Origin of the sequence: Neopusillimonas maritima (assembly GCF_003576595.1) — a bacterium.
GTDB lineage: Bacteria > Pseudomonadota > Gammaproteobacteria > Burkholderiales > Burkholderiaceae_B > Neopusillimonas > Neopusillimonas maritima.
This window is the reverse complement of the sequence record NZ_NQOU01000003.1, coordinates 134,660-152,763: the sequence shown is the minus strand read 5'-3', so window position 1 is coordinate 152,763 and position 18,104 is coordinate 134,660. Positions and strand designations below refer to the sequence as shown.

Here is an 18,104-nt window from a genome sequence, read left to right as displayed (position 1 = left end):
TAAAAACTGTTTTTTGGCCAATGAGCGTTGCTTAGTGCATGCCCAAATAGGCTGAAACCAGATCCGGGTCTTGGGCGGCGGCTTTGGCTGTACCCTGCCAGACAGTGCGACCGGACTCCAGGACACAGATATCGTCGGCAATATTTAGCACCCGGTCGGTGTTCTGCTCTACTAAAAGAATGGCTAATCCTTTGTTTTTAAGTGCCTCAAGCGCTTGGTAGCACAAATCAATAACTTTAGGCATCAGGCCCAGCGAGAGCTCGTCGATGAGAATGACTTTGGGCTGCGCCATCAGTGCTCGGCCAATGGCCAGCATTTGCTGTTCGCCGCCTGACAGATTGCCTGCCAATGAATGGAGGCGCTCACCCAAACGTGGGAACAGGCTAAGGACATAGTCGCGATCTTTTGTGAATTTGTCTTTTGGTTGCGTTAGCCCTCCCACTCGCAGGTTGTCTTCTACGCTGAGATCTTTGAACAGGCGTCGGCCTTCCGGGGAAATGGCCAAACCTTTTCTGACACGCTCATAAGGGGGCAGCCGGCTGATGTCCTCTTGATTAAAAAGAATTTGGCCGCTGTTTAACGTGACATGACCCGCCAGGCACATGAGGGTTGATGACTTGCCTGCGCCATTGGCGCCTAGCAAGCCGGTAATGGTACCGGGCTGCAGAGACAAAGAAATGCCGTGGACGGCTTCGAACGCACCATAGCCACAAGAGAGGTTTTTGACTTCAAGCATCGTAAGCATCTCCTGTTTGTATTGGCTGTGCAGAGGATTGTTCCATACCCAGATAGGCTGCACGGACGTTAGGTTGTTGCATCACTTCGCGCGGCAGTCCACTGGCTATTTTTCGTCCGTTGTCGAGTACGACCAACCGTTGGCAGATGCGTAATACTTCTGTGAGGTTGTGCTCAATTAATATGATGGTGACACCTTGCTGATTAATTTCCGCGATAGTGTCGGCCAATGTGCGTGCTTCGTTTGAATTAAGCCCTGCAAGGGGCTCGTCGAGCAACAGTAACGATGGCTCTAGCGCCAGGGCGCGTGCCATTTCCATACGCTTTAATACGCCCAAAGGCTGGATTCCGGGCATTTGGTTGGCTAAATGGGCTATGCCAACCCGCTCCAGCATATGCATTGCTGTTTTGCGCTCCTCCTGAATGGAGACATGCATGAGGGCTTTGAGGGGAGAGACTGTATGAGTGTTGCCGGCGGCCAGTGCCACGTTGTCAAGAATAGATATTTCACGGAAGGGGCGAACGAGTTGTTGCGACAGTGATAAACCCCGACGAATTCGCTGATGAGTAGCAAGATTGCTGATGTCTTGTCCGTTGAGTGTTACGCGGCCTGAGGTGGGCTTGACAACGCCGGTAATGCTGCGCATGACGGTGGTTTTTCCAGCGCCATTCGGACCGATTAAGCCTAACAGTTCACCGTTGTTAATACTGAATGTGACATGATCCACGGCAACCAGGCCGCCAAACTGGACGGTAATATCGTTGACTTCAAGAAGCGCATTGTCTGGGCTCATGACGCTCCTCCTTGAGCGGGGCGGCGCCAACGTGCTTTTGCCGAAGTCACTATGCCGGCAACGCCATTAGGAGAAAAACGCATCATTAGAAACAAGAGCCCTCCGTAAACCAGCAATTTGTAGTCGCCAATGATTTGAAACCAAGCGGGTAGTGCGGAGAGGACCGCTGCTCCGAAGATGACCCCCGGTACCGAACCGATCCCACCGAACACCACCATTGAAAGAACCGTGATCGACTCGATAAAGCCGAAGCTGTCGGGGCCGATATAGTTAAAGTGTTGCGCATAAAGACACCCCGCCAGACCTGCCAGGCTCGTTCCCATAGCGAAAGCGACAAGCTTGTAGCGCGGGACGTCGATACTTAAAACACGCATAGTGTCTTCATCTTCCGCAATACCGTTAAAAACACGTCCCATCCACGACCGTTTGATATAAATGCAGAACACGGCAACCAAGGCAGCCAGAAAAACGGCAAATAGCATGAATTGTGGTTTGGACATGCCAGAGGTGGGGAAGCCGGATAACCCCATTTCCCCGCCTAACCAGTCTTGTTTACGAACAAGGCCAACGAACAGAAATACGACTCCCATTGTGGTAATGGCAAGAAAGTCATGGCGCACGCGCAAGCTGGCCAAACCAACAATAAGGCCAATAATCCCCGCCAGGAGCATGGAGATGGGCAGAGTGATTAAAAATGGGACACCTGCGTTGAGCAGCATGACGGATGTATAAGCGCCAATACCCAGAAAGGCGGAATGTCCCAGGCTGATTTGCCCGCAAAAGCCGGTGATGAGGTTAAGCGAAAGGGCAAACAGTACACTGATTGCCATTGATGTAATTAAGGAAATTTCGTAAGCCATATTAGTTTCCTTAGCGTTTGGCAAACAGGCCCTGGGGGCGCAGCATTAGAACCAATATCAGGAAGGCGAATGCAATGGCATCGCGATCGATATAGTGACTGAGGTAAATAGAGCCGAACGCTTCCGTGACGCCCAAAACCAATGAAGCTAATAACGTACCCCGCACCGATCCCATTCCGCCTAGCACGATAATGGCCAACCCTTTATAAGATGGCACGCTACCCATGGTGGGTTCCACTAAATTGTTTAGCATGCCCATCCAAACGCCGGCAAAACCGGCTAATGCAGAACCGACGAAAAAATTCAAATCGCGTACGGTGCGGAGGCGGATTCCAAAAGATTCAGCCATTTGAGGGTCTGAGACGGTAGCCTGGCAGGCCACGCCAATACGTGTTTTGATTTGCAACAATCCTAATACCCCGATAATGGCCACGGTACTAATGGTTGCCAGAATTTCCGCCTGTGAGAACTGCAGGCCGCCAAAAAGCGCAACATGTTCTTGCAGTGGGGGAGAGTCATAAGATAGGCCCATCGCTCCGAAAAGAATCCGAAAGGCTTCTTCGAATGCAATGTAAAGACCGATGGATGCAATCAATGCGACATAGGGTGGCTGCTTTAGAATCGGTTCATAGCATAGGCGATACATGGCCACGCCGATCAGGCCGGCCAGCACCATGGCGGCGACAAATGCCAGTGGCAGGCTACCGGTGCTGTTGTATACCAGGACGCTGACATAGCCGCCTAACGTAAACAATGCGGCATGTGCAACGTGAAGTATTCGCAGTAAACCATAGACCAGCGTAAGGCCGAGTGCAATAAGTGCGTAAAGACTGCCCTGCACCAATCCTTGGGCGACAAGCTCGACAAAGAGCATGCTGACTCCGGTATCTAAAATAAAAAAGAAAGGGGCCCCACCCGATCGATGGGGCCGACCACTTTATTTGCTGTTTTTGGTTGGTGCCGCCAGCAATTCGGGGTCGTGAATAACGGAGTGTCGAGCCCAGTAGCCATCTTTAATCGTTTGCACTTGGACATCTTTGTTTACTTCATGCAGATCGTTGAACTGGAGCTTGCCGATCGGCATTTCATAGGTTCCCTTAGCAATGGCATCGCGTAAAGCAGCGCCACCTTTGCCCCCGGTCTCACGCAGGCCGTCCAGCAGGATGGCCGTCGCGCTGTAGGTCGAAGCGGCAACCATATCAGCACCGAAACCTGCTTCTTCACGAAATTCTTTCAGGAAAGCTTGTGTGACTTTGGATTCCGAGTCACGATCGAGTGAAGTAGTAACAAGTGTGCCCTCGGCAGCCGGGCCGGCGATTTCAATGAATTTGTCACTGTCGTAACCTTCCTGACCAATAATTGGAACGGTGATCCCGGCAGCGCGAATTTGAGAAACTAAAGGACCTGCATTGAAAAAATATCCTGAAGCGTAAATCACTTCAGGGTCGTCGCTTTTGATTTTTGCAATTAACGGCCCGAACTGGCGATCTTTGATGCCGTACTCATATTCATTAATGATATCCAAATTAAACTTCGGTGCGGCATCTTTAAAACCGTTTGCCAGAGCCTGGCCGAAATCATTGTTTAGCGTAACCAATACAACACGCTTTTTCCCCAGGTTGTCGACCAGTTTGGCGCCGGCCCGACCTTGCACCTCACCCATTGAAGAGACTCGGAACATATAGTCACCAGTGCGGGTGATGCTAGGGTCGATCGAGTAAGCAACGACGTAGGGAACCTGGGCATTTTGGAAAACCCCTGCAGCGGCGCGTGTGGCAGCCGAGTAGGACCCGGACACTGCGCCGACCACCTCATCTTTTTCAATCAGTTTTGTTGCCGCCGGAATGGCATCTTTGGCCGACGCTTGATCATCATAAATAACGAGCTCGATTTGTTCGCCGTTAATGCCTCCATTTGCGTTCGCCTTTTTGACTGCCAGCTTTGCGCCTGTAAGTGCCGAATTGCCGTCTGCCGCAGCAAAGCCCGTGAGCGGTACGTTTATACCGATTTTTATGTCGGCTAGAGCGGAGCCCGAGGCAAAAGCGGCGCAAATAGCAAAAGCTGCTGCAAACTTATGTGATAAGGCGTGATTTTTCATGCTGGTTTCCTTGGTTATAAAAAGTACTTGTGCTGCTTTTTTTTAATATCATAATATGTCTATACAACTTTGCAAAGAGAATTTGCACAGAAAATTGTTTCTGGTTAATCATTTGCCTTTTCCATGATGAGAGTGTCCCTTTGGGACGGAGTAATTTGTATGCCGCAAACTGCGCAGCCGCTTTACCAACAAATAAAAGACTATCTCTTGAAGGAGATTCAGGATGGTCGGTGGAAAGAGGGGGAGGTGATTCCCTCTGAGAACGCTTTGGCGCGCCAATTTGGTGCTTCCCGAATGACGGTTAACCGGGCCGTAAGGGAACTGACAGCGGAAAGTGTGCTGAAACGCATTCAAGGCTCCGGCACATATGTTGCCCCTCGTAAATATCAAGCCACGCTGGTGGCGATTAAAAATATTGCGGATGAGGTTCGGGGGCGCGGTCATCGGCACAGTAGTAAATTATTAAGACTTGAGCGCGGTGAGGCACGTGATGCACACATAATGCAATTTGAAGTCGAGCCCGGACATTTGTTATTTCATTCGATAATTGTGCATTTCGATAATCAGGTTCCCATTCAATACGAGGATCGTTGGGTTAACGCTAAGGTGGCGCCTGGTTACATGGATCTGGATTTCTCGGTATCGACACCAAATGAGTACTTAATGCGGGTCGCGCCCTTGCAGGGGGTTAAATACAGTATTGAGGCGGTGAATGCACCGTCAGAAATTGCCCGGTATTTGGCCGTTCCAGAAGACGAGGCATGTTTGGTGCTTTATCGAACGACCTACGCATTAGATCAGGTCGCATCAGTTGCCACAATGTGGTATCCCGGGAGTCGATATCAGTTTGAAGGCAGGATCTAAGGGGTGTAAGAATGGGACGACCCATGCAAGCTTGGTCAGAACGCGCTATAACATTGGCATCTTTTTGTAGATGACTATTCTCTTGGGAGTTGCAATGCAGTATCGCAAGCTAGGACAAACAAATGTTGAAGTGAGTGCAATCGGCCTGGGTACGATGACCTGGGGCGAGCAGAACAATGAAGCGCAGGCACACGAACAAATGGATTATGCGTTCGAACAGGGCGTGAACTTGTTCGACACGGCAGAGATGTATCCTGTCCCACCCAAAGCTGATACTCAGGGCAGCACCGAGCGCTATATTGGTACTTGGTTAAAGAAAACAGGCTTACGCGACAAAATTTTTCTGGCAACCAAAATTGCCGGGCCGTCGCGTCAGGCGGGGCGCCCCAGCCACATTCGCGGTGCGACTAACCAGTTCGACCGCCCCAACTTAACCGAGGCGCTGAACGATAGTTTGCAGCGTTTGCAAACAGATTACGTCGACTTGTATCAGTTGCATTGGCCTGATCGCAGCACCATTACCTTCGGCCGTCATACGTATCCTTGGGAGGATGAGCCCCATACCGTCCCCATTGAGGAAACCCTTGAGGTGCTCAGTGATTTTGTGAAACAAGGTAAGGTTCGCCATATTGGGGTGTCCAACGAAACCCCCTGGGGCGTGGCACGGTTCTTAAGTGCGGCTGAACGACTTGGTTTGGAACGCATCGTGTCCATTCAGAACCCCTATAACCTGCTGAATCGTACTTTTGAAGTGGGGCTGGCGGAATTTGCGCATCGCGACAAAGTGGGGCTATTGGCGTATTCTCCTTTGGGCTTTGGTACGCTAACCGGCAAGTATGAGGGTGGGGCACGCCCGGAAGGGGCCCGTATTACTCTGTTCGAGCGCTTTGTTCGCTACACCAATCCGCAAGCAGTTGCAGCGACCTCGGCGTACGTCGCGTTGGCCAAGAAGGCGGGCTTGACCCCGGCACAATTGGCGTTGGCTTTTGTAAATACGCGGCCGTTTACGGTGAGTAATTTGGTGGGTGCAACTTCGCTGGGGCAGCTCAAGGAAAATATTGATAGCTTGAGCGTGACCTTAACCGACGACGTGTTGGCCGAAATCGACGCAATCCACCTGAAATACCCTAACCCGGCGCCGTAACGTGTAACTCCATGAGTGAATTCGCTTTTGAATTGCGTGATGTGGTGCACGAACGCCAGAAACGGATCGTACTGCACAACATCACGCTGAAGTTGCGCGCGGGCCGGCCAACCTGTTTGATTGGTAGCAGCGGCAGCGGTAAAACCTCGTTTTTGCGTTTGCTGAATCGTCTGGAAAGTCCGGTTTCCGGCGAGATTCTGTTTAAAGGCAGGCCGATTGAGCAGTACCCGGTTCGCCAACTTAGAACATGGGTGGGGTTTGCGTTTCAAGCACCAGCGATGTTCGAGGGTACGGTATCCCACAACCTGCTGACGGCGGCGCGTTTTGCCAATGGCAAAATCACTCAAGCTGATCACGATCGTGTAAATGAAGTGCTGATCCTGGCCGACTTGAATGAAAGCTACGCCGACCGCGAGGCAGATCAGCTCTCGGGCGGAGAGAAACAGCGCGTTGCCTTGGCGCGCACCTTAATGACTAAGCCCGAGGTGCTTTTGCTGGATGAACCGACATCGGCATTAGATCCCAAGTCAGGTGCGCGTCTGGTTGAGGCTTTGAAAAAATTGGTTCATTCAGGGGTGACGGTGATTATGGCGACTCATCGGCTGGAGGAGGGTGAAGCGCTGGGAGGAGACACCATTGTGTTCGAAGCGGGGCGCGTGGTTGAGCATCGCGATGCAACTTCCGGCAATGAAACCGGAGCCGTTCATGTCGAATGAAACTGCGCTGAGCTTGGACTGGTTCAATCTGGCACTGGCCGTTCCGCTTGTGATGGTTGCCATGGCCTTGTCGTGGTGGCAACGTTTGGGTTTGGGAAAAAGTCTGTTTATCGGCGCTGTGCGTGCAACCGTGCAGCTATTGCTTATTGGTCAGGTATTGGTGTGGTTGTTCACCACCAATAAATGGTATTTGGTGTTGGGTGTGTTGCTGGTAATGGTGATTGCCGCTACGTTTGCAGCCACGAATAGGCTCGAGCAAATTGGCTCGCGCATGTCGCTTCGGTTTTTGTGCGGGGGCGCAATTCTAATTGGTTCAGCAGTTACCATGGCCTACCTCGATTTGGTGGTCGTTAATATTGACCCTTGGTATGATCCGCGCTACTTAATTCCTATTTTTGGGATGATTGTCGGCAATGCCATGAATGGTGCCGCGCTGGCGGCCGAGCGGGTGCGTTCGGAATTTGAAAGCCGTCGAGAGGAGATCGAAGCTGGACTGGCGTTGGGCGCCAGCCCGGCACAGGCGTCAGCTCGTGCGGTTCGTTTGGCGATGACGGCGGCTTTGATTCCTACTATTAATGCTTTGGCGGTGGTGGGGATTGTGTCGTTGCCCGGCATGATGACGGGTCAAATTTTGGCGGGAGCCGACCCGACACAAGCTGTACATTATCAACTGATCGTTATGTTCATGCTCACATCAGCCACCGCGATTACGTCAGTGTTGGTAACCATTTGGTATCGCAAGCGCTTCTTTACGCGGGCGGAGCAGTTAATTGATCTCGATTAGCAGCAGATACAACTTGATTTCGACCTTGTTGTTTGGCTTGGTATAAGGTTGTGTCGGTTTTCGTTATGGTCTGAACTATGGAAGCGACGGCAACTGATGGAAGGACTGCCGGGTTATTATTCGCAGGGAAATTGGGTAAAGCGTTAAAAAGGAATGGTTATTTATAAAGCTTACGCACTACTGGCATTAGCAACGCTTTTCTGGGCGGCGAATTCAATTGCAGGCAAGTTCGCGGTGGGTCATGTCTCCCCCATGATCATTGTCACGATTCGCTGGGCCAGCGTGATGGTGGCGTTGTATCTATTTAAGAAAGATCAAATTGCAGCCGATTGGGCGGTGATTCGCCCGCGGCTGTCGTATTTGTTGATTCTGGGGGCGATTGGCTTTACCGGGTTTAGTGTTGCGTTGTTTTATGCACTTATCTATACCACCGCGGTTAACGCCAGTATCATGCAGGGCGGTACACCGCTATTTGTGTTTGCAGCCAGTTTCATCTTGTTCTCAAGCCGTATTGTTAAAGAACAGGCACTGGGATTTATTTTGTCATTCATCGGGGTAATTATTGTTGCCGTGCAGGGAGAGCCGGCCAATTTGTTTGCGCTTAATATTAATTTTGGCGACGCCCTGATGCTTCTTGCGATTCTTTCCTATGGTGTTTATACAGCCGCACTGCGCAGCAAACCCAGTATTCACTGGACAAGCCTGATGTTCGTGCTGTGTTTGGGCGCCACATTAGCCTCATTGCCTTTGTTGTTTATTGAGGCCGTACAAGGGGCTACCCAACTGCCTGATGCCCAAGGTTGGCTGGCGGTTGCCTATATTATTATTTTCCCATCTCTTTTGGGTCAGGTTTTCTTCATTCGAGCGGTGGAGTTGATTGGTGGGAACCGGGCCAGTCTGTTCATTAATCTGTTGCCGATTTGGGGCGCATTGCTGGCCGTAACGCTGGTTGGTGAAACATTTCATCTGTATCACGCAGCGGCGCTTGTGTTGATTTTTGCAGGTATTGGCTTGGCTGAGTATGGTGGGCGTAAGTTAAGCCGGCGCAAGGCTTAAGGCTTGCGCCGGCTGGGCTCAGCATTTGAAGCGTGGCAAGCGATTTACCTTTGGTGGTAAATTTGCGACCCTTTCTTTACAAATTCCATCGCTTTTTCTTGCATGCCCAGCTGCAAGGCTTCGGCTTCTTGCAAGCCATTTTGTTTGGCATATTCCCGTACGTCTTGCGTAATTTTCATACTGCAAAAATGCGGCCCGCACATTGAACAAAAGTGGGCAACTTTCATCGAGTCTTTCGGCAGAGTTTCGTCGTGAAAGTCTTTGGCAGTGTCGGGGTCAAGACCCAAATTGAATTGGTCTTCCCAACGAAACTCAAATCGCGCTTTGGACAGCACATTGTCGCGTATGGCGGCGCCCGGGTGGCCCTTGGCCAGGTCGGCCGCGTGTGCCGCAATTTTGTACGTGATGATGCCGTCTTTTACATCTTTTTTGTTGGGTAGACCCAAGTGTTCTTTGGGCGTAACGTAGCAAAGCATGGCCGTTCCGTACCAGCCGATCAGGGCGGCGCCGATGCCCGACGTAATGTGATCGTAGCCTGGCGCAATATCGGTTGTTAGCGGCCCCAACGTGTAAAAGGGCGCTTCATGACAATGCTTCAATTGCATGTCCATGTTTTCTTTGATGAGGTGCATGGGTACATGGCCGGGTCCTTCCACCATCACTTGCACATCGTGTTTCCAGGCCACTTGGGTTAATTCCCCCAGCGTTTGGAGTTCGGCAAATTGGGCTTCGTCATTGGCGTCGTACCCCGATCCTGGTCTTAACCCGTCGCCCAGGGAAAAGCTCACGTCATACGCTTTCATGATGTCGCAAATATCTTCGAAGTGTTCGTAAATAAAGCTTTCTTTATGGTGTGCCAGACACCATTTCGCCATAATCGACCCACCGCGCGACACAATGCCTGTTAAACGGTTGGCCGTCATGGGAATGAAGGGGAGTCTGACACCGGCATGAATCGTAAAGTAATCAACGCCTTGTTCGGCCTGCTCAATGAGTGTGTCTCGAAATATCTCCCAAGTCAGTTCCTCGGCTTTGCCGTCCACTTTCTCCAGTGCCTGATAAATAGGCACGGTGCCAATGGGTACCGGCGAGTTTCGGATGATCCATTCCCGGGTCTCATGGATGTTCTTGCCGGTCGACAAGTCCATTACGGTGTCGCCACCCCAGCGAATTGCCCAGGTCATTTTTTCAACTTCGTCACTGATGTTTGAGCTTAGGGCCGAATTGCCGATATTGGCATTAATCTTGACCAGGAAATTGCGGCCGATTGCCATGGGTTCGCTTTCCGGGTGATTGATGTTTGCCGGAATAATCGCCCGGCCCCTGGCTATTTCGTCGCGTACAAACTCGGGTGTGATCAGGTTCGGAATTGCGGCGCCGAATGACTGGCCCGGATGCTGATGCAGCAAGCGTGCCGCCATTTTTTCCCCGTCGGGACCCGTTGCGCGCAACATTTCGATGTAGCGTTCGCGCTGCAGGTTTTCACGGATCGCGACAAACTCCATTTCGGGCGTAATAATGCCGCGGCGCGCGTAATGCATTTGCGTTACGTTCTTACCTGCTTTGGCACGGCGCGGCTGGCGCTTCAATTCGAAACGCAACGCGTCAAGCGCGGCGTCTTTTTGCCGGGCCTGGCCGTACTTGCTGCTGGCGCCCTCCAGTTGTTCCGTGTCGTCGCGTTCCGCGATCCAACTGCCACGCATGGCAGCCAGACCCTTGCGGATGTCGATTTTCACCGACGGGTCGGTGTAGGGGCCGCTGGTGTCATAAACGGTCAGCGGCGGGTTCTTTTCACCACCGAACATGGTGGGTGTATCGCCTTGCGAGATTTCGCGAAATGGCACGCGAATATCGGGGCGCGAGCCTTGCTGATAAACCTTTCGTGAGCGGGGAAGAGGGGCGATGGCCGCGGCGTCGACTTCGGCGCGGGCTGCTGAAAAAGTGGAATTGGTACTCAAGATGTGCTCCAAAAAAATAACTATGGAGCCGATAGGGAAGAAACCCGCTGTATCGGGTGACGTGAGGCCAAACGATGCCAGCGAGTGCGCTCCCAGCATCGGCATTATCCGTACTGGTACGAAGGGACTTTCTCAACCCGCCAAAAAACCGGCGAGTACCCCTGCGTGAGTATCAGTGTAAAGGATATTGCCTGTGGTGTGCCTGCAGATGGTTAAATCAGGTGTGCAAAACGCGAGTGATCAGCGTTCTTTACCGGGCTTTTGAACGAAATAGCCGTCTACATAAAACCATTGATTGTTCTCACGTACGAATCGGCTGACTTCGTGCAATCGGTTTGCCTGTCCGTTCAAGCGCGAGCGCGCAATAAATTCCACGGTGGCATGAACGGCGTCTTGTTGCGCATGATTGCGCAGTTCAAGGCCCAGCCATTTCAAGCCTGGCGGGTTGGGTTCCAAATGGGGTGGACGTGTATCGGGGTGCCAGGTGTCCAGCAGGTAACCCAGTTCGTTCAGCACAAATGCGCTGTATCGCGATCGCATCAGCGTGGGCGCATCGGGCGCCATCAGGTGTTGCGTACCGTGATGCCAGCGCTTGCAACAAGCTTCGTAGGCGGCTCCGCTTTCGCAAGGGCACAGATTCGAAGGTGAAACGAGACGGCTTTTTTTCATAGAAGGAATATTTATCTGCGCAATTGATAGTATGGCAAGAGCAGAGGTACTCGATTATATTCTGGTGATCTCCTGGACATGGCGACATGATTCTTTAAACCAAGCGATTTCGGCTATTTCACAATGACGCAGATCAAATCAACACAAATTCAACTGATTGAAAAGAAATTCGACAAGCCTATTGGTGGCTCCGGTGTAACCGGAGTGGACATCATTGTTGCCACTTTACGCGATACGGATGGTGCGCAGGGCTTGGGGTTTTCCTACGTGATTGGCGGGGGTGGCGCGATCATTGCACAGCTTGCACAAGCACAAGCCGCCCGGTTTCTCGACGGCAAGCCATTGCAAGCGCCTGCCGTTCATTGGGCGCAGATCAGGAAGAGCTTCAATCGAACAGGCGATGGGCCGAACATGCTGGCGCTTGCCGCATTGGATGTGGCGTTGTGGGATTTGACGGCGCGACGCAATAACGAGCCGCTGGTGCGAACCCTGGGGGGAGACATTGGCTCAGTGCCGCTTTATGCCAGCGGTGGCTTCAGCCCCAAGGCTACGCCCGAACAAAGCGCAGAACTTGCAGCGAAGTACGTTGAGTCGGGGTATGTCGGCGTTAAGCCGCGCGTTAATGCCGATGACGGTGATGAGCAGGTTTTGCGCGCAGTGCGTGACGCTATTGGGCCTGATGCCCGGTTAATGGCCGACGCCAATGAAAAAGGAAATCTTGAATCCGCTTCCCGATTGCTGGCCCAGGCAATTGAATACACCCTGGATTTCATCGAGGAGCCACTGCCGTCGGATGATGTCTTGGGTTATCGGCGACTTGCCCGGCAAAAAAATGCAGTGAAAATTGCTGCTGGTGAGCACTATCAGGGTTTTGATCGTTTTGTGGTGGCGCTGGAGGATGAGATTGCGGGGGTGATTCAGCCCGACCTTGCGATGGCAGGCGGTTTAACGCCGTGTCTGGAAGTGGCGCACATGGCCGCGCTCAAAGGCGTAACGGTTGCGCCCCATTTCTTGCCAGGATTGTTCGTTCATTTGGCGGGAACTTTCAATGGCGTGCTTTTACTGGAGGAGTTCCCCATTGTTGAAGACGCATTCGAGGGGTGGCCCGACCGTGAAAACGACGGTACGCTCCGTGCCAGGCCGTGTCCTGGGCATGGTTTGTCGTTAAAGCAGTGAACGCTTGTAAAAGTCCACTAATTACTCAAGTGCCGTGCCGCTTACCTAGTTGGTCGCGCTCTTTAACGGGATCGCATTTTTACTCTTTTTGACTATGATTGGCCATTTCTCTATCGCATATGGTATCGATCGAACGTATTTCCTTGTAGCTCCAGAACTAAATAAGGAGCGACTTACTGTCGATGTTGAACAGCCAAAGAGTGTTGGGCTTCGGTTGCAGGACAATAAAGATCGATTCAAGTAAGAACGACAGTAGTCTGGACCATACACGTGATTAGGTATCAAATTGCAGAGTATCTTCCACTGCAAATGCGAGGATATTGGGTAGTAAGCAGTCAGACGCATTTCAAGGGCATCGAATGGGTAACATTCAGACCCGAGGCGGAGGTTCTGATCCAGTTAACTTGATCAATGCGCCAGTTCAGAACGTCGGTGGCTCGACTTTAGGCAGCGGTTTGGTCGGCGTGACTGGTGAGGTAGTACAACTGCCTGGGTATGAAAGCCCAAGGATTGCGGTTGAAACGCGTTCAGTCAATGCAGCATTCATGCCCGTTATAAATTTATAGTGGGCAAGAGCGCCGTATTTACAGAACGGGTTTCTTCTGAAGAGTTGCCGGAAACTATTTTGTTTGTATTTGATGGTTGCGTACCACTGGTATTTAGCGAGCTTCCAAGACCTCCTGCTGCAGTTTGATTTGAAATCGGCCAGACGCCGTGATAATGCTCCTGAAGGGCATGCCCTTGATACGTACCCAACAACCGCATTTGCAGTGCTATATGCTTAATTAATCATTGACACAATCACATTGGCGCTTCGGACCGCCGCAGTAACCACAAAAACTCTCACCGACCTGGTACGCAGCAGCAAGCCGGGCGTATGGGACATAGCCTTTTGTCAGGTGATTCCCACACATGCGACAAAAATTATGCCCCTGTTGCTTGTAGTTTTGACATTCGTTGCAGTGCTGATCATTTCCCATTTGCTTCTCCATATTGATTGTAATTACTCGACTCTCAGAGACGTTATTAATCGTTTACGGTGTCCACAATTATCCCAACTTGAAATTGTGCGAGCAATAAGTATTACCTGCATCGCGTTTATAAATTTATGACGGGCATAAAAGCTGCATTGATTGTCCGCGTTTCAACAGCAATTCGTGGACTTTCATACCCAGGTAGTTGTACTACCTCACCAGTCACGCCGACCAAACCGCCGCCTAAAGTCGAGCCACCGACGTTCTGAACTGGCGCATTGATCAAGTTAACTGGCTCAGAACCTCCGCTTCGGGTCTGAATGTTACCCATTCGATGCCCTTGAAATGCGTCTGACTGCTTACTACCCAATATCCTTGCATTTGCAGGGGGAGTGCCAGACCAGATGTTACATGATATAACCGAGACGTTTGCAATCGGCCAGCAGCGGACATTCGGTATCCGTCCGGTGAACCCGCATTGAGTTAGCCGCACCACCTAAGAGATGATCGTGTCCACGATATTTAAGTGGACACAATCATAGGCCAGAAGTGCGTGCAATTCACTGGTCAGTCCACTATGGCTTGAATTTACCCATCAAACGATAGCGGTCACCCGGATGATACAGCCGTGCCACAGAAGCCACTTCTTTACCGCTGAAAGTGCGTCGGTTAATTAGCAAACAGGGGGCACCTCGGCGTATTTCCAGTGCCTCCGCGACAACCTTCGACGCCAAAATAGCTTCAACAATCTGCTCTGCCTCGGTAAGCGGAGCATGTTCAAAAAGGTAATGCGAAGGCGTTGCCGTGCTCAGATCAAGACTCAAAAAATTCGGACAGACCGCTGGGTTAACAAAACGATGCTCCAACTGAATCGGCCGATGATTCTCAAAATGAATCAGCTCAGTACTAAACACATCGGCACCAGGCTTTAGTCGCAACGCTTCTGCTAAGCTGGCATCGCATTGAAATGAACGCAACGTTAAAACCTTCGCTTCATGCTGGTGCCCACGTTCCAGAATCTCTTCCTTAATATCTCGTATCTGCAAAAAAGAAGAGATGGGATAAAGCTCAATAACGAACGAGCCAACCCCCTGCTTACGCTCAATAAACCCCTCTGCTGTCAGTTCGCGTAACACCCGGTTCGCCGTCATTCTGGAAACGTTGTATTGCACCGTCAGCTCATGCTCAGACGGCACCCGCTGACCAGGCTTCCACTGTCCTGAAACAATGAACTTTCTAATTTCTTCTTTCATCTGCGCATAACGCGCTGTGGTTTTCAGATTGCTTGCCATATTGCTATCTCATGTGATTCAACGACACGAACCATAAACTGACTGGCCAAGATATACAGTGTTTTCCATGCTTGTAAACGATATTTTGATATGCTAATGTTCAATTGTCTATACAACCCAGCAAGTTAAAAGCCTTTATTTTCAATGGCTTTCAGGTGGCGCTTGGGAAAGAAAGGCAAAACAGCTAAATAAGCAACGGTTCGTTGCAGGTATTCTTAAGGAGAATCGATATGAAGTCCAGGCTGGCAAACAAACAGCGTCGCTCAGTACTAAAAGCTGCAGGTTTAGTAGGAATGTCGACGGTACTATCACCTTTAATCATTCGCGATGCATACGCTAAAACCAGCATCGAAGTGGTACTGACCACCGGCCTGAAACTTGCCAACTATGGGCCTATCTACGTTGCAGCACAACAAGGGCTTTTCGAAAAACACGGGCTAAGTATGGCCGTTGAAACTGGGGGCTCGGTTGCTGAACCCATTTCTATCGCCTTGTCAGGTCGCGGGCAATTTGCCGCTACCGGCTCTGGGATGGCGGTGAACTCGACCATCGAGGGTGGCCGCATGAAAGTCATTGCCAAGATGTGCGGCGCTTTGGGTATGTGGATTATCAGCAAACCAGGCACAAAATTCGATTCCCTTGCCGACTTCAAAGGCAAACGCGTCGCAAGCATGCGGTTCCCCTCCAACACGGTCACGTCGCCCACATTTGCCATGAAAAAATTCGCCAACATCGATGCGAAAGAAGCGGGTGTCGAGTTTGTCGAGGGCCCACCAGGATCCATTATTGGTGCGGTGCGTGACGGTCGCGCGGATGTGGGCGTTGTATTTGAATGGGATGCAAGTATTGCAACCGCGCAAAACGATTTGCAAATCAGCTATGCCTTCGCAGATCAAATGGGCCCAGTGCTACTGACATCTGTCATGGTCAAAGAAAGCTATGCCAAAGAAAATGCCGACACCGTTCAACGATTCTGCAATGCACTAGCCGAATCAATGAAACTCATTCGCGACGACAATAGCGTCTATGTAAAAGCAATGGCGAAAGAGTTTCCAAACTTGGAACAATCGGTTCTTGATGCGGGTTGCAAGCGCCTACTCTCTACCCCCGGGTTTGTACCTATCAACCCAATTATTACGAAACAAGAATGGGACACCATCATGGAGCACGACCAACTGGCGGGCACCGTTCGTAAGACGTTAAGCTTTGAAGAGATGGTTGATAATCAGTTCGCAGAAAAAGCAACCAAAGAATTCGGGCTGGAGGGGTAACATGTCGGCAACCGAATCAGTGAGCCATGCAGCACCAAGCGCCGCCACAAAACCATCAGGCCCAGCCTCCCGGTCGCGTATTCTTGTTTATCAAATTTTGTTTATTTGCGGGTTTTTTGCCGTCTGGGAACTGGCGGTTAGCATGGAGTGGGCTCCGGTTTATCTTTATGGTCAACCATCCGGGATCTACACAAAAACGATCACCCTGTTACAAGAAGGCGAACTACTGACTCATCTTGGCTTAACAGCTTTTGAAGCAATTACCGGCTTCATCATCGGTACGACGCTCGGTAGTTTATGTGGCTTGGCGCTTTGGCTCTCTGATACGGCTGCCCGAATTTTTCGTCCGATTATTGTTGCAATTAACGGCGTTCCAAAAATTGCGTTGGCTCCTTTGATTGTGGTCTGGTTTGGCGTGGGCATCGGCGCGAAAGTTGCCATTGCGGCAAGCTTAACTTTCATCGTGGCGCTCATCACGGTTTATCAAGGCACAAAGGAAATTGACATTGACCTCATCAAACTGATGCGCTCGTTAGGGGCCAGCAACCGCACGGTATGGAAAAAAGTCATTATCCCCGGGTCGGTGCCATGGATTATGTCAACGTTGCGACTAAATATTGGTTTTGCCATGATCGGTGCTGTAGTGGGTGAGTACATTTCAGCCAAACAGGGTATTGGTTATTTCATTTACAACGCTGGGGCAGTCTATGATTTGAACGCTGTCTTCGTCGGTATATTCGGTCTGATGTTTCTTGCGCTGCTGCTTGATTACATCCTGATCAAAGTTGAGGAGAAGTTCAAATGGTAAGCGCTGATCAGACCCCAGCCAATCAAGGGAATGCCTTGGTTGCCGACAAGGTCGGCATGGTTTTCAATCAAGGAACATCCAAAGAAGTCGTCGCATTTAACGAGATCAGTTTCGAGCTTCATGTTGGAGAAATACTGGCAATTGTGGGCCCTTCGGGGTGCGGCAAGTCCACGTTGTTCAACGTCATCGCAGGCCTATTAACCCCAACATCGGGGGCTGTTTATGTTGACGGTACCGTTGTCAGCGGCGCAGAGGGGCATGTGGGTTACATGCTCCAGAAAGATCTTCTACTGCCTTGGCGATCGGTTCTCGACAACGTCATGCTTGGCCTCGAAGTTCAGGGGCACGACACCCAAAAGGCTAAAAGTACGGCAATGGATTTGATTCGCACTTATGGTCTTGCGGGCTTTGAGAATGCCAAGCCAAAATCGCTGTCTGGTGGTATGCGTCAACGCGTTGCCTTCATGAGAACGCTAGCGCTTGACCCAAAAGTTGTGTTGCTCGACGAACCGTTCTCGGCGCTCGACTTTCAAACACGCCTGATATTACAAGCCGATGTTAAACGAATCATCCGCAGCCGCGGCAAATCGGCAATCTTGGTAACGCACGACATTGGTGAGGCCATTAGCATGGCTGATCGGGTATTAGTCTTGAGCAATCGTCCTGGCTCAGTCAAATCAATTCACACCATTGACCTCGGCCATGACGACGGCGACGAAGTCTCACTGCGCCGCTCACCCAAATTCAACGAATATTTCGACAACATATGGCATGATCTGGACATCCAGATCGCTGCCATGACCTAAGTCAATCGTTCCGATTGAAAACAAATGGGTGCGGCTCTCAAGAGCCGCACCCTTTCTTTTTTAACGATATGGTTGCTTTCGCCAGTGCAAGCCGACTTT

General features: G+C 51.0%; 17 protein-coding genes. 9 read left to right on the top strand and 8 right to left on the bottom strand.

Annotation, left to right across the window (positions count from 1 at the left end; translation table 11 throughout):
* Positions 1–31: 31 nt before the first annotated feature.
* From CJO09_RS09255 to CJO09_RS09235, 5 genes are all read right to left on the bottom strand, one after another.
* Positions 32–736, bottom strand: coding sequence for an ABC transporter ATP-binding protein (locus tag CJO09_RS09255; RefSeq protein WP_119442107.1), 705 nt, complete (start codon positions 734–736; stop codon positions 32–34).
* Entirely contained in the window at positions 729–1,529 is an 801-nt protein-coding gene (locus CJO09_RS09250) for an ABC transporter ATP-binding protein (RefSeq protein WP_119442106.1), read from the bottom strand. The genes CJO09_RS09255 and CJO09_RS09250 overlap by 8 nt, the downstream gene beginning before the upstream one ends.
* Complete coding sequence (locus tag CJO09_RS09245; RefSeq protein ID WP_245961277.1) at positions 1,526–2,389, bottom strand: branched-chain amino acid ABC transporter permease; 864 nt, start codon at positions 2,387–2,389, stop codon at positions 1,526–1,528. The genes CJO09_RS09250 and CJO09_RS09245 overlap by 4 nt, the downstream gene beginning before the upstream one ends.
* Positions 2,390–2,399: 10 nt before the next feature.
* Complete coding sequence (locus CJO09_RS09240; RefSeq protein ID WP_119442105.1) at positions 2,400–3,263, bottom strand: branched-chain amino acid ABC transporter permease; 864 nt, start codon at positions 3,261–3,263, stop codon at positions 2,400–2,402.
* Between the two features lie 63 nt (positions 3,264–3,326).
* On the bottom strand, positions 3,327–4,487 hold the full coding sequence (locus tag CJO09_RS09235) for an ABC transporter substrate-binding protein (RefSeq protein ID WP_119442104.1): 1,161 nt from the start codon (positions 4,485–4,487) through the stop codon (positions 3,327–3,329).
* Between the two features lie 159 nt (positions 4,488–4,646).
* On the opposite strand from CJO09_RS09235, the gene hutC (CJO09_RS09230) reads away from it, so the two are divergent.
* From hutC (CJO09_RS09230) to CJO09_RS09210, 5 genes are all read left to right on the top strand, one after another.
* A complete protein-coding gene (hutC, locus tag CJO09_RS09230) occupies positions 4,647–5,351 on the top strand; it encodes a histidine utilization transcriptional repressor HutC (protein ID WP_119442103.1) in 705 nt (234 codons plus the stop codon).
* Positions 5,352–5,445: 94 nt separating this feature from the next.
* Entirely contained in the window at positions 5,446–6,495 is a 1,050-nt protein-coding gene (locus CJO09_RS09225; RefSeq protein ID WP_119442102.1) for an NADP(H)-dependent aldo-keto reductase, read from the top strand.
* Positions 6,496–6,506: 11 nt separating this feature from the next.
* A complete protein-coding gene (locus CJO09_RS09220) occupies positions 6,507–7,211 on the top strand; it encodes an ABC transporter ATP-binding protein (RefSeq protein WP_119442101.1) in 705 nt (234 codons plus the stop codon).
* Positions 7,201–7,995: an ABC transporter permease gene (locus CJO09_RS09215; RefSeq protein WP_158582743.1), complete on the top strand. Its 795-nt coding sequence runs from the start codon at positions 7,201–7,203 to the stop codon at positions 7,993–7,995. Before CJO09_RS09220 ends, CJO09_RS09215 begins: the two co-directional genes overlap by 11 nt.
* Before the next feature lie 153 nt (positions 7,996–8,148).
* A complete protein-coding gene (locus CJO09_RS09210) occupies positions 8,149–9,051 on the top strand; it encodes a DMT family transporter (protein WP_119442099.1) in 903 nt (300 codons plus the stop codon).
* Positions 9,052–9,095: 44 nt separating this feature from the next.
* On the opposite strand, the gene thiC is transcribed toward CJO09_RS09210, so the two are convergent.
* Together thiC and CJO09_RS09200 are read right to left on the bottom strand one after the other, a co-directional pair.
* Positions 9,096–11,009, bottom strand: a complete 1,914-nt coding sequence (gene thiC, locus CJO09_RS09205; RefSeq protein WP_119442266.1) for a phosphomethylpyrimidine synthase ThiC — start codon at positions 11,007–11,009, stop codon at positions 9,096–9,098.
* A 240-nt stretch (positions 11,010–11,249) separates the two neighbouring features.
* The gene (locus tag CJO09_RS09200; protein WP_119442098.1) at positions 11,250–11,678 is read right to left on the bottom strand and encodes a YchJ family protein; all 429 of its coding nucleotides are present in this window, start codon (positions 11,676–11,678) and stop codon (positions 11,250–11,252) included.
* Between the two features lie 123 nt (positions 11,679–11,801).
* Between CJO09_RS09200 and CJO09_RS09195 the strand changes: the two genes are divergently transcribed.
* Positions 11,802–12,854, top strand: a complete 1,053-nt coding sequence (locus CJO09_RS09195; protein WP_119442097.1) for an enolase C-terminal domain-like protein — start codon at positions 11,802–11,804, stop codon at positions 12,852–12,854.
* Between the two features lie 1,549 nt (positions 12,855–14,403).
* Here the strand turns inward: CJO09_RS09195 and hutC (CJO09_RS09190) are convergent.
* On the bottom strand, positions 14,404–15,120 hold the full coding sequence (hutC, locus tag CJO09_RS09190; protein WP_119442096.1) for a histidine utilization transcriptional repressor HutC: 717 nt from the start codon (positions 15,118–15,120) through the stop codon (positions 14,404–14,406).
* Positions 15,121–15,350: 230 nt separating this feature from the next.
* Between hutC (CJO09_RS09190) and CJO09_RS09185 the strand changes: the two genes are divergently transcribed.
* From CJO09_RS09185 to CJO09_RS09175, 3 genes are all read left to right on the top strand, one after another.
* Positions 15,351–16,391, top strand: a complete 1,041-nt coding sequence (locus tag CJO09_RS09185; protein WP_119442095.1) for an ABC transporter substrate-binding protein — start codon at positions 15,351–15,353, stop codon at positions 16,389–16,391.
* Positions 16,392–16,533: 142 nt separating this feature from the next.
* Positions 16,534–17,199 (top strand): ABC transporter permease, encoded by a 666-nt coding sequence (locus tag CJO09_RS09180; RefSeq protein ID WP_218961056.1) that lies wholly within the window; start codon positions 16,534–16,536, stop codon positions 17,197–17,199.
* A complete protein-coding gene (locus CJO09_RS09175) occupies positions 17,193–18,005 on the top strand; it encodes an ABC transporter ATP-binding protein (RefSeq protein ID WP_119442093.1) in 813 nt (270 codons plus the stop codon). Before CJO09_RS09180 ends, CJO09_RS09175 begins: the two co-directional genes overlap by 7 nt.
* Positions 18,006–18,104 lie beyond the last annotated feature (99 nt).

What these genes read in the sequence shown, in the direction of transcription:
- CJO09_RS09255 (WP_119442107.1), bottom strand. Translation starts at nt 736, where the DNA reads ATGCTTGAAGTCAAAAACCTCTCTTGTGGCTATGGTGCGTTCGAAGCC.
- CJO09_RS09250 (WP_119442106.1), bottom strand. Translation starts at nt 1,529, where the DNA reads ATGAGCCCAGACAATGCGCTTCTTGAAGTCAACGATATTACCGTCCAG.
- CJO09_RS09245 (WP_245961277.1), bottom strand. Translation starts at nt 2,389, where the DNA reads ATGGCTTACGAAATTTCCTTAATTACATCAATGGCAATCAGTGTACTG.
- CJO09_RS09240 (WP_119442105.1), bottom strand. Translation starts at nt 3,263, where the DNA reads ATGCTCTTTGTCGAGCTTGTCGCCCAAGGATTGGTGCAGGGCAGTCTT.
- CJO09_RS09235 (WP_119442104.1), bottom strand. Translation starts at nt 4,487, where the DNA reads ATGAAAAATCACGCCTTATCACATAAGTTTGCAGCAGCTTTTGCTATT.
- hutC (WP_119442103.1), top strand. Translation starts at nt 4,647, where the DNA reads ATGCCGCAAACTGCGCAGCCGCTTTACCAACAAATAAAAGACTATCTC.
- CJO09_RS09225 (WP_119442102.1), top strand. Translation starts at nt 5,446, where the DNA reads ATGCAGTATCGCAAGCTAGGACAAACAAATGTTGAAGTGAGTGCAATC.
- CJO09_RS09220 (WP_119442101.1), top strand. Translation starts at nt 6,507, where the DNA reads ATGAGTGAATTCGCTTTTGAATTGCGTGATGTGGTGCACGAACGCCAG.
- CJO09_RS09215 (WP_158582743.1), top strand. Translation starts at nt 7,201, where the DNA reads ATGTCGAATGAAACTGCGCTGAGCTTGGACTGGTTCAATCTGGCACTG.
- CJO09_RS09210 (WP_119442099.1), top strand. Translation starts at nt 8,149, where the DNA reads ATGGTTATTTATAAAGCTTACGCACTACTGGCATTAGCAACGCTTTTC.
- CJO09_RS09200 (WP_119442098.1), bottom strand. Translation starts at nt 11,678, where the DNA reads ATGAAAAAAAGCCGTCTCGTTTCACCTTCGAATCTGTGCCCTTGCGAA.
- CJO09_RS09195 (WP_119442097.1), top strand. Translation starts at nt 11,802, where the DNA reads ATGACGCAGATCAAATCAACACAAATTCAACTGATTGAAAAGAAATTC.
- hutC (WP_119442096.1), bottom strand. Translation starts at nt 15,120, where the DNA reads ATGGCAAGCAATCTGAAAACCACAGCGCGTTATGCGCAGATGAAAGAA.
- CJO09_RS09185 (WP_119442095.1), top strand. Translation starts at nt 15,351, where the DNA reads ATGAAGTCCAGGCTGGCAAACAAACAGCGTCGCTCAGTACTAAAAGCT.
- CJO09_RS09180 (WP_218961056.1), top strand. Translation starts at nt 16,534, where the DNA reads ATGGAGTGGGCTCCGGTTTATCTTTATGGTCAACCATCCGGGATCTAC.
- CJO09_RS09175 (WP_119442093.1), top strand. Translation starts at nt 17,193, where the DNA reads ATGGTAAGCGCTGATCAGACCCCAGCCAATCAAGGGAATGCCTTGGTT.